At 51.2% G+C, this 13,746-nt stretch carries 16 protein-coding genes; 8 read left to right on the top strand and 8 right to left on the bottom strand.

Annotated elements, in window-relative coordinates; all coding sequences use genetic code 11:
- Positions 1-7: 7 nt before the first annotated feature.
- Genes spoT through gmk form a run of 3 tightly spaced genes read right to left on the bottom strand, consistent with a single transcriptional unit; the run spans position 8 to position 3,094 of the window.
- Entirely contained in the window at positions 8-2,122 is a 2,115-nt protein-coding gene (spoT, locus tag KQJ19_RS14690) for a bifunctional GTP diphosphokinase/guanosine-3',5'-bis pyrophosphate 3'-pyrophosphohydrolase (RefSeq protein WP_003024038.1), read from the bottom strand.
- Positions 2,123-2,140: 18 nt separating this feature from the next.
- Complete coding sequence (gene rpoZ / locus KQJ19_RS14695; protein ID WP_000135058.1) at positions 2,141-2,416, bottom strand: DNA-directed RNA polymerase subunit omega; 276 nt, start codon at positions 2,414-2,416, stop codon at positions 2,141-2,143.
- A 54-nt stretch (positions 2,417-2,470) separates the two neighbouring features.
- Complete coding sequence (gene gmk, locus KQJ19_RS14700) at positions 2,471-3,094, bottom strand: guanylate kinase (RefSeq protein ID WP_019078035.1); 624 nt, start codon at positions 3,092-3,094, stop codon at positions 2,471-2,473.
- Positions 3,095-3,355: 261 nt separating this feature from the next.
- Here gmk and ligB point away from each other — a divergent pair, with 261 nt between their 5' ends.
- Positions 3,356-5,035, top strand: a complete 1,680-nt coding sequence (gene ligB, locus KQJ19_RS14705; RefSeq protein WP_216403799.1) for an NAD-dependent DNA ligase LigB — start codon at positions 3,356-3,358, stop codon at positions 5,033-5,035.
- On the opposite strand, the gene KQJ19_RS14710 is transcribed toward ligB, so the two are convergent.
- The gene (locus tag KQJ19_RS14710) at positions 5,032-5,649 is read right to left on the bottom strand and encodes a trimeric intracellular cation channel family protein (protein ID WP_216403800.1); all 618 of its coding nucleotides are present in this window, start codon (positions 5,647-5,649) and stop codon (positions 5,032-5,034) included. The genes ligB and KQJ19_RS14710 overlap by 4 nt on opposite strands.
- A gap of 550 nt (positions 5,650-6,199) precedes the next feature.
- On the opposite strand from KQJ19_RS14710, the gene KQJ19_RS14715 reads away from it, so the two are divergent.
- Both KQJ19_RS14715 and KQJ19_RS14720 read left to right on the top strand, forming a co-directional pair.
- The gene (locus tag KQJ19_RS14715) at positions 6,200-6,871 is read left to right on the top strand and encodes a hypothetical protein (protein ID WP_047501680.1); all 672 of its coding nucleotides are present in this window, start codon (positions 6,200-6,202) and stop codon (positions 6,869-6,871) included.
- Positions 6,872-6,884: 13 nt separating this feature from the next.
- A complete protein-coding gene (locus KQJ19_RS14720) occupies positions 6,885-7,325 on the top strand; it encodes a hypothetical protein (RefSeq protein WP_019078037.1) in 441 nt (146 codons plus the stop codon).
- A gap of 101 nt (positions 7,326-7,426) precedes the next feature.
- On the opposite strand, the gene KQJ19_RS14725 is transcribed toward KQJ19_RS14720, so the two are convergent.
- The gene (locus KQJ19_RS14725) at positions 7,427-8,290 is read right to left on the bottom strand and encodes a YicC/YloC family endoribonuclease (RefSeq protein ID WP_019078038.1); all 864 of its coding nucleotides are present in this window, start codon (positions 8,288-8,290) and stop codon (positions 7,427-7,429) included.
- Positions 8,291-8,415: 125 nt separating this feature from the next.
- On the opposite strand from KQJ19_RS14725, the gene rph reads away from it, so the two are divergent.
- Both rph and pyrE read left to right on the top strand, forming a co-directional pair.
- Positions 8,416-9,132: a ribonuclease PH gene (rph, locus tag KQJ19_RS14730; protein WP_200046809.1), complete on the top strand. Its 717-nt coding sequence runs from the start codon at positions 8,416-8,418 to the stop codon at positions 9,130-9,132.
- A 65-nt stretch (positions 9,133-9,197) separates the two neighbouring features.
- Complete coding sequence (pyrE, locus tag KQJ19_RS14735; protein WP_216403801.1) at positions 9,198-9,839, top strand: orotate phosphoribosyltransferase; 642 nt, start codon at positions 9,198-9,200, stop codon at positions 9,837-9,839.
- An 87-nt stretch (positions 9,840-9,926) separates the two neighbouring features.
- Here the strand turns inward: pyrE and slmA are convergent, their stop codons facing one another.
- From slmA to coaBC, 3 genes are all read right to left on the bottom strand, one after another.
- Positions 9,927-10,523, bottom strand: coding sequence for a nucleoid occlusion factor SlmA (gene slmA, locus KQJ19_RS14740; protein ID WP_016154989.1), 597 nt, complete (start codon positions 10,521-10,523; stop codon positions 9,927-9,929).
- A gap of 116 nt (positions 10,524-10,639) precedes the next feature.
- Entirely contained in the window at positions 10,640-11,098 is a 459-nt protein-coding gene (gene dut, locus KQJ19_RS14745) for a dUTP diphosphatase (protein ID WP_016154988.1), read from the bottom strand.
- Positions 11,076-12,296 carry a bifunctional phosphopantothenoylcysteine decarboxylase/phosphopantothenate--cysteine ligase CoaBC gene (coaBC, locus tag KQJ19_RS14750; protein ID WP_216403802.1) on the bottom strand — a complete coding sequence of 407 codons (1,221 nt, stop codon included), beginning with the start codon at positions 12,294-12,296 and terminating at the stop codon, positions 11,076-11,078. The genes dut and coaBC overlap by 23 nt, the downstream gene beginning before the upstream one ends.
- A gap of 172 nt (positions 12,297-12,468) precedes the next feature.
- Between coaBC and radC the strand changes: the two genes are divergently transcribed.
- The 3 genes from radC to rpmG form a co-directional block, all read left to right on the top strand.
- On the top strand, positions 12,469-13,134 hold the full coding sequence (gene radC, locus KQJ19_RS14755; RefSeq protein WP_016154986.1) for a DNA repair protein RadC: 666 nt from the start codon (positions 12,469-12,471) through the stop codon (positions 13,132-13,134).
- A gap of 276 nt (positions 13,135-13,410) precedes the next feature.
- The gene (gene rpmB, locus KQJ19_RS14760) at positions 13,411-13,647 is read left to right on the top strand and encodes a 50S ribosomal protein L28 (RefSeq protein ID WP_003024071.1); all 237 of its coding nucleotides are present in this window, start codon (positions 13,411-13,413) and stop codon (positions 13,645-13,647) included.
- Positions 13,648-13,667: 20 nt separating this feature from the next.
- A partial coding sequence (gene rpmG / locus KQJ19_RS14765) for a 50S ribosomal protein L33 (RefSeq protein WP_151381705.1) occupies positions 13,668-13,746 on the top strand: 79 nt, incomplete at its 3' end.

The following is a 13,746-nucleotide window of genomic DNA, read 5'->3' on the forward strand; positions in this document are numbered from 1 at the left end:
ACGTGTTCTAGTTACGGTTACGGGTGACTTTTATCACGTCCGGCATGACGCGGATTTTGCGCATGATATTCGCCAGGTGCACGCGATCGCGAGCGGTCAGGCGAATAAAGGCGCTATAGACGCGGCCATCTTTCTCTTCCGTATTCAGACTTTGAATGTTGGAGGTGGTCGTGTTGATTGCCGCCGTCAGGTTCGCCAGAGCACCCTGGTGGTTAAACATATCCACCTTAATCTCGGTAATGAACTCCTGCTCTGTCTCTTTATCCCATTCCACCGCCATAAACTTCTCTGGCTCTTTTTGATAGCCACGAATGTTACGGCAGGATTCATGGTGAATCACCAGACCTTTACCCGGGCTGACGTGGGCAATGATTGGATCGCCAGGAATCGGACGACAGCATTTCGCGAAGGTGATCAGCACGCCATCTGCGCCTTTGATCGGCAGATGACCGTGGCCAGATTGTGCTGGCACGTTTGCCGTTGCTTCGCCCTGCTGGAGGTTTTTCGCTACCACCACGCTCATGGCGTTACCCAGACCGATTTCCGCGAGCAGATCGTCAAGCGTGGCGAGCTTCATGCGCTCAAGCTCACGCTGGATGCTCTCTGGCGGGATCTCAGCCAGTTTACGGCTACCGCCTAAGGCATGGTTGAGCAGTCGACGACCCAGACTGACGGAATCATCGCGCTTGAGGTTTTTCAGCAGTTGGCGAATTTTGGCGCGCGCTTTCGAACTGACGACGAAGTTGAGCCACGCTGCATTCGGACGGGCGCCCGGAGCGGTAATAATCTCAACGGTCTGTCCGCTAAAGAGCGGCTGCGAAAGCGGGTAAGGTTGTCTGTCGACGCGTGCGCCGACGCAGGCGTGGCCGATATCGGTATGCACGGCGTAGGCGAAGTCGACAGGCGTTGCACCGGCAGGCAGTTCGACAATGCGCCCTTCCGGTGTGAAAACATAAATCTCATCCGGGAAGAGATCAGATTTGACGCTTTCAATAAATTCAAACGAGCTACCGGCGCTCTGCTGCAGTTCCAGCAGGCTTTGCATCCAGCGTTGAGCGCGGATTTGTGCGGTGGTGCTGCTTTCGCCGCCGTGCTCTTTGTAAGCCCAGTGCGCTGCTACACCCATCTCTGCCATCTGGTCCATGTCTTCGGTACGAATCTGTACTTCAACCGGGACGCCGTGAGGGCCGATCATTGAGGTGTGCAAAGACTGATATCCGTTCGCTTTCGGAATGGCGATATAGTCTTTCACGCGACCAGGACGAGGTTTGTACAGGCTGTGCATCTGGCCGAGTACGCGATAACAGGTATCGGAATCATGAACGATAACGCGAAAAGCGTAGATATCCATGATGGAGTGAAAACGCTGCTCTTTGAGCACCATTTTGCAGTAAATAGAGTACAGGTGCTTCTCGCGGCCACTTACGCGACACGGAATACCTGCCTCTTGCAAACGCCCTTCGATTTCCGAGAGGATTTTTTGGATCATCTCTTTGCGGTTGCCACGAGCGGCTTTAACCACTTCTTTAATCACGCGATAGCGGTTCGGGTACAGCGCTTCAAAACCCAGCTCTTCCAGCTCGGTTTTAATGTGATGAATACCTAAACGGTGTGCCAGCGGACTATAGATTTCGAGGGTTTCACGGGCGATGCGGCGACGCTTGTCCGGGCGTAATGAGCCCAGCGTGCGCATGTTGTGGGTACGGTCAGCGAGTTTGATGAGAATGACGCGGATATCCTGCACCATCGCCATAATCATCTTGCGAAAGTTTTCAGCTTGCGCCTCTTTCTTATCGCGAAACTTAAGCTTATCAAGTTTCGACACCCCTTCTACCAGTTCAGCAACGCTTTTACCAAAAAGCTGTTCCATGTCCTGGTAGGTGGCTGGGGTATCTTCAATCACGTCATGCAGCAGCGCAGCCATCAGCGTTTCATAGTCGAGTTTCATCTCGGCCAGAATGCAGGCTACCGCTACCGGGTGCGTGATATAGGGTTCACCGCTTGAACGTGTCTGGCCCTCGTGAGCGTCACGTGCAACGAGATACGCCTGCCGAAGACGCTTAATCTGGTCTTCCGGCAGGTAGTTTTGAATCAGTTGATTCAGGCTTTCAAACAGATACAAGGGCGACCCGCTTTGTGATTAACGACGACCTTCAGCAATAGCGGTAACGGCTTGTAATTCAGCGGCTTCCTGCTCTTGCTGTTCCTGGCGCTCACGCACGTCGAGGATCTGGTTGTTGATCAGACCTTCTTCGATTTCGCGCAGCGCGATAACGGTAGTTTTATCGTTTTCTTCCGGTACGAGCGGATCCTTTCCGCCTACCTGCATCTGACGAGCGCGACGCGCGGCGACCAGTACCAGGTCAAAACGGTTACCAATTTTCTCTACAGCGTCCTGAACAGTTACGCGTGCCATACTTAAAATGCTCCACAGGTGAAGAAATGACTGGGCATGATACTGAATGTGGGTTCAGTCTGCCAACAGTTTGCTGATTAAAGCGTCATGACGCTGCTTTTGGCGGCTCATGCGCAGACGTTCGGCGCGAATGATAGTTTTCAAATCGCCCAGGGCGGTATCGAAATCATCATTCACAATAAGATAATCATATTCGGCGTAATGGCTCATTTCTGCAACAGCTTGCGCCATACGTTTTGCGATCACGTCTTCGCTATCCTGACCGCGGCCACGAAGACGGCGATCCAGCTCAATCTTAGATGGCGGCAAAATAAAAATACTGCGCGCATGCGGCATTTTTTGACGAATTTGCTGCGCACCTTGCCAGTCGATATCTAAAAAGACGTCTACGCCGGATGCTAATACTTGCTCAATGGTCTCACGCGAGGTGCCGTAGTAATTACCGAAAACCTCAGCGTGTTCCAGGAACGCGTCTCTGCCAATCATGGTTCTGAATTCGTCATGGTTCACAAAAAAATAGTGTTCACCGTGCACTTCCCCCGGGCGCGGTGCGCGCGTGGTGTGCGAAACAGAAACCTGGGTGTCATACAACGGTTGGGTCTTTAATAAAGCCTGAATCAGGCTGGATTTACCCGCGCCACTGGGGGCAGAAACAATATAAAGCGTGCCTTGAGCCATGAGTATCTTAATGTATGTGATTGTCGAAAGAGAGCCTACATACGGGCTTATTATACACGTAGCCGCTATGTGACGTAGCCCTTGTCACACTTTTTGCGCATGTTTATTGCGTTTTGCGTACCAGTTTCCTGTTTTATCCGCGATTTGCAGCAATTCGTGCAAATGTCAGGAACGTTGCTCGCAGGATGATTTTTTGCCTCTCTGTTTCCATTTCAATTCGCGTTATACCTGCTGGGAAACGTATGGTTCAGCGGAGATAGCATGGGATTATGGAAATGCATAGGGCTGGTTTTGCTAATGTGGTATCTACCCTCATGGGCGGTATGCCCCGTCTGGTCGCCAGCCAGGGCACAAGAGGAAATTTCACGACTACAGCAGCAGATAACACAGTGTAATGACAGTTACTGGAAACAAGGGGAAAGTGTCGTAGACGACGCCGTTTATGACCAGCTCAATGCGCAGCTCATCCAGTGGCAGCGCTGTTTTGGCGATGAAGCCCCACCAGATCTATCTGCGCCCCCAATAAGTGGAACCGTCTCGCACACCGTTCCCCACACGGGAGTTCGAAAACTTGCCGATAAGCAAGCGTTACAGCAATGGATGCATGCTCGCAGCGATCTCTGGGTGCAGCCGAAGGTGGATGGCGTGGCGGTCACGCTGGTCTATCGCAATGGCAATCTGATACGGGCGATTAGCCGTGGTAACGGTCTGAAAGGCGAAGACTGGACGCAAAAGGTTCTTCAGATCCCTTCCGTTCCACGTACTACCAGGGGGCCGCTCTCTAACAGTACGTTGCAGGGGGAGATATTTTTGCAGCAACAAGGGCATATTCAGCAGCAGAGAGGGGGAATGAACGCCCGCTCAAAGGTTGCTGGAATGATGATGCGCCAGAGCAACCCGGAAATGTTACGCTCGCTGGCTATTTTTATCTGGGCCTGGCCTGATGGTCCAGTTGCCATGTCGGAAAGACTTGAGCAACTCACTGCTGCCGGGTTCAGTTTCACGCAACGATATACTCAGGCCGTGAAGAGTGTGGATGACGTCGAGCAGGCGCGTGCCAGGTGGTGGACTTCAGCGTTACCTTTTGTGACGGATGGTGTGGTGGTGCGAACGGGAAAAGAACCGCGGGCGCAATACTGGCTACCCGGACAGGGAGACTGGCTGGCAGCGTGGAAATATCCTCCCGTGGCCAGGGTATCTGAGGTGACGGGTATTCAGTTCTCCGTTGGCAAAAGCGGGAAAATTGCGGTGGTTGCATTGCTGGTCCCCGTCATGCTGGATGATAAGCGGGTGCAGCGCGTCAATATTGGCTCAGTCCGGCGCTGGAATGAATGGGATATTGCGCCTGGCGATCAGATTCTGATAAGTCTGGCCGGACAGGGGATCCCCCGTATAGATGAGGTGGTCTGGCGCAGCACCCAGCGTAATAAGCCAGCACCACCTGAGGGGCGCTTCAATTCACTAACTTGTTTTTATGCCACAGCGGAGTGTCAGGAACAGTTTGTTGCCAGGCTCGTCTGGCTGGGGGCCAAAGATGTGTTAGGGCTGGAGGGTATGGGCGAGGCGGGATGGCGGGAGCTACATCAGACGTATCGCTTTGAACATATCTTTTCCTGGCTTGGATTAACGCAGGAGCAGCTACAGTCCACATTTGGCGTGAACAAAGGGGGGAAGCTGTGGCATCAGTTCAATCTGTCACGCCATCTTCCATTTACGCGCTGGGTGATTGCCATGGGAATACCGTTAACACAGGCAACGTTGAATGCCAGTCGGGATGGTTCGTGGCAGCAGTTACGGGATCGCAGTGAACAAAGCTGGCGGCAATTTCCTTTCATGGGAGAGCGACGGGCACGACAGGTTATTCAGTGGCTGGAGGATAAAGAGATCACAGCGCTGAGCAACTGGTTAGCTGCTCAGCGGATCACGGGCTTTATGCCTTAATGGCCTTCATGGCGATAGTAAAATACCGGCAGCCCCAACTTCAGGCGCAGGGCCAGTAGTCGGGCGGTAAAGCCGAAGAGCAGGGTAGAGATCACCACCACATCGTGGCTGGAGACATAATGTTGTAGCACGATATACAGCACAGCAGCGGCAAATGAAACGCCGGCATAAAGTTCTTTCTGGAATACTAACGGGATGCGTTTGCAGAACATGTCACGTAATACACCACCAAAGACCCCGGTAGTGACCGCAGCGACCACGGCAATCATCGGTCCATGACCCATATCCAGTGCCACCTGGGCACCAATAATAGAAAAGACCACCAGGCCCAGCGCATCCAGGACGAGGAATATTTTACGCAGATAGGGCATTACGGGGGCAATAATGGTGGTGAGTACCGCAGCGGTCGCCACGATAATGACGTATTCAGGGTGCTTTACCCAGCCGAGTGGATAGTGGCCGAGAAGGATGTCGCGTACCGAGCCGCCGCCAATGGCCGTCGCGGTGGCAATGATAATGACGCCAAATGTATCCATACGGCGACGCCCAGCCGCAAGCGCACCGGTCATGGCTTCGGCAGTAATACCAATTAAATATAAAACGTGTAACAGCATGTATTCCCCCTGATTTGCTGGGGCTAAGGTTAACGATTTGTGCGCATTGTCACGATTGAGATTTTCTAAGGTGAAGTGATTTTAATAACTACAGCTAATGTGAGTTTTCTGTAAATGCGTTATGGCATGGGCTTTGCTTTGTGAATGGTGACAATAAATGATGAGAAAATATAATTCGAACTGGATGGGTCACAACCGAAGTGTTGGGAAAAACACGTAGCCCCGTCGTTTATGGGTGGGCTACGTATCATATTTCACCCAAACTATCACCCTCGACCATTGGACAAATTGACACTCCGGTTCGTATTTCAGCCATACCTTGAATGTTGCAGCGAGAGATTAGTTGGTGTGGTATGTACTTTGGTGCGCTGCAAAAATGGTATTTCTTACAACGACTACACATCCAGATGTCATTGGGGAAGTTATTCTGAGTAAAGTCTGATATTCAGCGGCTTCTATTCTGAAAAATGACTTCCTCAGCTATCGCTTCTATGTGGATGGGTGCATTTACAGCAAAATCTTCAGCATTTTGTGAGTCGGAGTGCCAGGTATGAGCGTAAGAGAAGAAATTCAGGATGGCAGAGAGGCTGGAAATTTAAGAAGCGGGATAATATACACCGAAGTTTTGGGGTGGATAGATATGGGACATGCCCGAGGAGATGATGTCAGAAAGTTACTCTCGGATATGCACCAAGGCGAGTATTCAGGAAAGGATTATTACGATGTAAAATACACTCAAAGTATGGGAAGAGGAGGGCTCACAATTGGGAAGTTCATCAGATGGAGAATTAGAAAAGGGCGCAGCTTATTTGAACGATATAGTATAGCGCTTTCCATGATGATGGCGCTTGCTCATCGTTTTGAAGGTTTACAGTCAAATTTCCCCTTTTATCTTTACACCGACAGCGGTTTCAGTGGTGAGGATTTAGTATCCGATTTGCTGGGGTTCTACCGCGTAGTCTCATATAGTAACCCATTCCCGCTATTGCAGCCCGTAAGCAAAGAGGAAGCCCTCAGACGTTGGGATTATTATGGTCCAATCGGCTCTTTTAAAAACACCTCATTCCAACCGATTTTATTTCCCGATCCGATGAAATCAGCTTTAGCTCTTCCTGTAAAAGGTGTTTTACCCTCATTCATGAGAACAGTGGTACCTTACAGCGATTTTAGTTCTGGTAACGTTAAAATAGCTTCCAGAGATGGAACGGTCGTTAACTCGTAAAACAGGGAAACATATGAAACAGGCAGTCATAATAGTGCTGATGGTAATAGCTATATGCAGCTCTTATTTCTGGCCTAATATTAAAATGAGACTTGCAGGTAACGCACAATATACAGAGTTTGATAAAGCCAAATATGATTATTACACTCCCCAAGTTTTAAAAAAAATGCCGAGAATATCCCAAGTGTATGACTTTAATTATACGAACATTTCTGGTCCTAAGGCTGATGTATGGAGTGTGACGTTCCATGATACCAGGGATACGGGGAGGATTAGTAAGTATCTCTCAATGGCGGGCTATGAAAAACAGGTAAAATGCGATGTTGAGGCAGAGTGCTGGCGCCTCAGGGGATCCGATGAAGTACTGACAGTCGTGAATATGAACAGCAGTAATGCTGTTCGGGTTGATATTCTGAAGAGTATTTATAACGACAAATATATGCCAGATAAATAAGTATTCAATTTTATATCAATCAGCACTTACTGGCGGTACGGATAGCCTGCATTGAGCAGGCTATCTAGTACGTTACGATAGCATAGGCATGGTACGCAAAATTACTCGATATTCTGAATTTGCTCGCGCATTTGCTCGATCAATACCTTCAGTTCAATTGCGGAATTAGTCACCTCGGCATTGATAGACTTGGATGCAAGAGTGTTCGACTCACGGTTGAATTCCTGCATCATGAAGTCCAGACGACGGCCAACAGCCTCTTTTTTCTTCAGAATGTTGTAGGTTTCTTTGACGTGGGCTTCCAGACGATCTAACTCTTCTGCTACATCGATGCGCTGCGCCATCAGCACCAGTTCTTGCTCAAGGCGGTTATTCTCCAGTTGCACCTGGGCGTCTTCCAGTTTGGCTACCAGACGCTCACGCTGCCATTGCAGAATTTCCGGCATATGTGCACGCACTTTAGCGACTTCAGTGCTGACGCCTTCCAGACGCTGCTCGATCAGCGCTTTCAGCGCCTGACCTTCGGTTTCACGCGCGACGATGAAGTCATCCAGCGTACCGTCAAGCGCGGCGAGGATTTCAGCGGCAATGGCGTCCAGATCTTGCTCCTGGGCAGCCATTACGCCTGGCCAGCGCAGGATATCAACTGGGTTAATTTCACCTTCATCACTCTGCATTTTGACCCAGTTAGCAGCGCTAACGAGCTGTTTAGCGAGCTTTTCATTTAGAATCAGCTCGCCCTGGGCGCTGGCATCAGGCTCAAAACGCAGCGTACACTCGACTTTACCGCGCGTCAGACGCGTGCGTATGCGTTCGCGGACAACGGGTTCAAGACTACGGAACTGTTCCGGCAGGCGAAAATAAGTTTCCAGATAACGCTGGTTTACCGAGCGCATTTCCCAGGTAGCGCTACCCCATTCACCCTTGATTTCACGCCGGGCGTAGGCGGTCATGCTGCGGATCATAGACGTTCCTGTTTTTAAAGATGAGATGGGAGGATTATAGCCATCCACGTCTTGTCAGGATAGGAATAACAGTCGGAAGTCCGTATAATGCGCAGCCACATTCGTTTCAAGCCGGAGATTTTATCATGCGTCCAGCAGGTCGTAGTGCCAACCAGGTGCGTCACGTCACCCTGACCCGTAATTATACAAAACACGCTGAAGGCTCCGTGCTGGTCGAATTTGGTGATACCAAAGTGCTGTGTACCGCCTCTATTGATGAAGGTGTACCGCGTTTTCTGAAAGGCCAGGGCCAGGGCTGGATCACCGCAGAATATGGCATGCTGCCACGCGCCACGCACACCCGTAACGCCCGTGAAGCGGCGAAAGGTAAGCAGGGCGGTCGTACCATGGAAATCCAGCGTCTGATCGCTCGTGCGCTGCGCGCCGCCGTTGATCTGAAGACGCTCGGTGAATTCACTATTACGCTGGACTGCGATGTTATTCAGGCAGATGGCGGTACGCGCACTGCATCAATTACCGGCGCATGTGTGGCGTTGGCTGATGCGCTGAACAAGCTGGTTGCGAGCGGTAAACTGAAAACTAACCCGATGAAGGGGATGGTCGCCGCGGTTTCCGTGGGCATTGTGAACGGTGAAGCGCTCTGTGACCTCGAATACGTTGAGGACTCTGCCGCAGAAACCGACATGAACGTGGTGATGACTGAAGATGGCCGCATTATAGAGGTGCAGGGCACGGCAGAAGGCGAGCCGTTCAGCCATGAAGAACTTCTCACCCTACTGGCGTTAGCCCGAGGGGGAATCGAATCCATTGTAACGACGCAGAAGGCGGCGTTAGAAAATTGATTTTAAAGGCGACTGATGAGTCGCCTTTTTTTTGTCTGTAATAAAGTGAGATGAGGAGCGAATCCATGAAACCGTATCAGCGCCAGTTTATTGAGTTTGCGCTTAGCAAGCAGGTACTAAAGTTTGGCGAGTTTACGCTGAAATCCGGGCGTAAAAGCCCCTATTTCTTCAACGCCGGGCTGTTTAATACCGGGCGCTGCCTGGCTCTGTTAGGCCGTTTTTATGCCGAAGCGCTGATGGATTCCGGTATTGAGTTCGATTTGCTGTTTGGTCCGGCCTACAAAGGTATCCCGATTGCGACCACCACGGCTGTTGCGCTGGCGGAACACCACGATAAAGATTTGCCGTACTGCTTTAACCGTAAAGAGGCGAAGACCCACGGTGAAGGCGGTAATCTGGTAGGTAGCGCACTTGAGGGGCGTGTAATGCTGGTGGATGATGTTATCACTGCAGGTACGGCTATTCGTGAGTCGATGGAAATTATTCAGGCTAACGACGCTACGCTGGCGGGGGTACTGATTTCTCTCGATCGTCAGGAACGCGGTCGCGGCGAGATTTCAGCGATTCAGGAAGTGGAACGCGATTATGGCTGCAAGGTGATTTCTATCATTACCCTGAAAGATCTGATTGCGTATCTGGAAGAAAAACCAGAAATGGCAGAACACCTGGCCGCAGTACGGGCGTATCGCGAAGCATACGGCGTATAAGAACTGCCGGATGGCGCTGCGCTTATCCAGCCTACGCACCGCGGAGTTCGTAGGCAAAATAGGCGAGGTCGCCATCCAACAACGGTGTTACTGCAATTGAGCGGCAACCAACGGCCAGCGGATGTCGAAATCATCCGTTGGGCGGTATTTAAATTCGCTACGTACAAACCGGGACAGCATACCTTCGCAGAAAGCCAGTAACTGGCTGGCCAGCAGCGTTTCATCCACGGTGTAGCCTTCACCTTCACGCATTCTTTTTTCTCGCAGAACCTGGCGTAACTGCGCCTCAATTCGCTCAAAAAGCTGGTTAATACGGCCTTGCAGACGGTCTTGCTCGAACATCAACGCGTGTCCGGTCAGAATTCGCGTCAGGCCAGGATTACGTTCACCGAACCCTAAAATCAGCAGTACGATCAGACGCAATCGCGCGTTAGTGTCCTTTTCATCTTTCAAAATCAGATTGATACGGGTAATCAGACTATCTTCGATAAACTCAATCAGGCTATCGAACATGCGGGTCTTGCTGGGAAAATGGCGATACAAGGCCGCTTCGGAAACGCCCACAGAGGCCGCCAGTTTAGCTGTCGTGATGCGTTGGCTACCATCGCTGGACTCAAGCATCAGTGCCAGAGACTGAAGTATTTCTTCGCGACGATTCCTTTTCGCAGTTTGCTTTTCTACCATGTTACAAAATACCCCTGAAAATAAGCTCTTGCCAGGCAGGCATCCACACAGCGACCGCAAACGGGTGTTTGCGGTGTGTTATTGCGTTATTACGCTGTGAGATACTTTTCTGCGGGTTACTTGCGCCCGGAATGGCCGAAGCCACCTTCGCCACGATCGGTGGCTTCAAACTCTTCCACCAAATTAAATTCAGCCTGGACGACCGGTACAAATACCATCTGCGCGATACGTTCGCCCGGTTCAATAGTAAAGTTGTCCTGACCACGGTTCCAGATTGAAACCATCAGCTGGCCCTGGTAGTCGGAATCAATCAAACCGACCAGATTGCCCAGTACGATCCCGTGCTTATGGCCCAGCCCGGAGCGCGGGAGCATCACCGCCGCAAGAGAAGGATCGGCAATGTGGATAGCTAACCCGGTTGGCACCAGCGTTGTTGCGCCAGGCGCCAGTTCTACGGCGTCATCAAGACAGGCACGCAGGTCAAGTCCGGCAGAACCAGAAGTGGCGTACGTCGGGAGCGGAAATTGTTGCCCTACGCGCGGGTCCAGAATCTTAACGTCGATTTTTTTCATCATAACGGGTCACGATCTCGTCGAGTAATAATTGGCCCAGGAGTTCTTTGCGCTCAAGCGGTAAGACTTTATCTCCATCCTGCCAAAAAAGGTGTAATGCGTTGCTGTCGCTGTTAAATCCTTGAGTGGACAGCGAAACGTCGTTCGCACAGATCACATCAAGGTTTTTGCGGATGCGTTTTTGCCGGGCATATTCTTCCACATTATTTGTTTCGGCGGCAAACCCAACGACAAAAGGACGGTTAGCATCCAGTGCGGCAACACCAGCGATGATGTCCGGGTTTTTGACCATTTTTACTGTTAATTCATCACCCTGCGTGGCCTGTTTTTTGATTTTTTCACTGGCGACAGTTTCAGCGCGATAATCAGCGACTGCGGCGCAGCCGATAAAAATATGCTGTTGTTGCACCGCAGATTGCACGGCGGCTTCCATTTCCAGCGCGGTCATCACATCAATGCGCTGGACAAAAGGCGGTGTAGGTAACGAAACCGGACCTGATACCAGCGTGACGTTTGCCCCGCGTTTTGCGGCAGCGGCCGCGATAGCAAATCCCATTTTCCCGGAGCTGTGGTTGGAAATATAACGCACGGGATCAAGCGGTTCACGCGTCGGGCCTGCTGTAATCATGATGTTGAGATGTTGCAGATCTTTGACAGGTGGAAAATGTTCTGCCGCCATATCCACAATTGTTAACGGATCCAGCATACGTCCAGGACCGACATCACCACATGCCTGACTACCACTGTCAGGGCCCCAAATGAGCAAACCGCGCGAGGCAAGAATGCCCAGATTGTGTTGAGTAGCGGCGGCGCGGTACATCTGCTGGTTCATAGCCGGCAGCACGGCAACAGGCGCTGGCGTTGCCAGACAGATCGTAGACACCAGATCGTTGGCCATACCTGCGGCAACGCGGGCAATCAGGTCTGCCGTCGCTGGGGCCAGTATAACCAAATCGGCCCATTTCCCCAGCTCAATGTGGCCCATCGCGGCTTCGGCTGCGGGGTCAAGCAGGCTGTCGGAAACGGGATAGCCCGAAACCGCCTGTAAGCTCAGAGGAGTAATAAACGCTTTTGCTGCTTCGGTCATCGCCACGCGGACGTCTGCGCCGCGTTCCCGTAAACGACGCACCAGCTCAGGGGTTTTGTACGCAGCAATCCCGCCACTGACGCCAAGTACGATTTTTTTACCGGCCAGGCTCATCATGATCTTTCCTGTTGGGTTTCACCAGAAGGCGGATATTTTATCACAATCCGCAATGTGTCGTGCTTTTGCCCGCGCTCCAGTTTGCGAGGCTCTACGAAGAAGTGAAAACAGAGCGTCGATTCGCCGCTGGCGTTATGCCACTATGCGGACGCGAAAGGAGGGGAAAAGCATGGAAAATACAGGACGTATAATGCCTCGGGAAAAGCTGTTGGCGCAGGGGGCCAGTTCGCTGACCGACGTAGAGCTACTCGCTCTTTTTCTACGCACCGGGATACTGGGTAAAGATGTGCTTACGCTGGCGAAAGAGATGCTTCAGCATTTTGATTCGCTGTATGGCCTGTTGTCTGCTGATTACATGGATTTCAGCTATGTTCAGGGTATCGGTATCGCGAAGTACGCACAGTTGAAGGGAATAGTGGAGCTGGCAAGGCGCTACTACAACGTACAGGTGATAGAGGAGCGTGCGATACTAAGCCCGGAAATGGCGCGTGAATTTCTGCAAAGCCAGCTTTCGCAAGAGGAACGCGAGATCTTCTATGTGATCTTTATGGATTCTCAACATCGCGTGATTAAACACCGTAAACTTTTTTCCGGAACGCTAAGCCACGTTGAAGTGCATCCGCGAGAAATTGTCCGCGAAGCGATAAAAATGAATGCTTCTGCGGTGATCCTTGCACATAATCACCCTTCGGGGTGTGCAGAGCCGAGCAAAGCAGATAAACTCATCACCGAGCGTGTTGTGAAATGCTGTCAGTTCATGGATATCCGGGTGCTTGATCATCTGGTCATTGGGCGCGGAGAGTACGTTTCTTTTGCGGAACGCGGTTGGATTTAACGCACTTTACGCGATCCATCGGGATCTTTGTCTGTTCGGGACTTGAGCACATCGCTGACTCAGCGTATACTACGCCACCTTTGAGAATCTCGGGTTTGGCATTTGGGCCTGGCAATCGAGAGTTCGCAAATACGCAAAATCATTCTTGTTGCGTCCAATGACGAGGCAACGATGAAAGATTTAGTGTATTGAACTGCGATAACCGGGCTGAGAAGCCTGACGAGGCGCCAATACCCCATACGAAGCTCGAGCTAATTTGATTTTTGGAGAATAGACATGTCCCGAGTCTGCCAAGTTACTGGCAAGCGTCCGGTGACCGGTAACAACCGTTCCCACGCACTGAACGCGACTAAACGCCGTTTCCTGCCTAACCTGCACTCTCACCGTTTTTGGGTTGAGAGCGAGAAGCGTTTTGTCACCCTGCGTGTATCTGCTAAAGGTATGCGTGTTATTGATAAGAAAGGCATCGAAACAGTTCTGTCTGAACTGCGTGCCCGTGGCGAAAAGTACTAAGTACTAAGAGGAAATAAATCATGGCTAAAGGTATTCGTGAGAAAATCAAGCTGGTTTCTTCTGCTGGTACTGGTCACTTCTATACCACCACGAAGAACA

The organism is Citrobacter sp. S46_ASV_140 (genome assembly GCF_018919545.1).
GTDB lineage: Bacteria > Pseudomonadota > Gammaproteobacteria > Enterobacterales > Enterobacteriaceae > Citrobacter > Citrobacter braakii.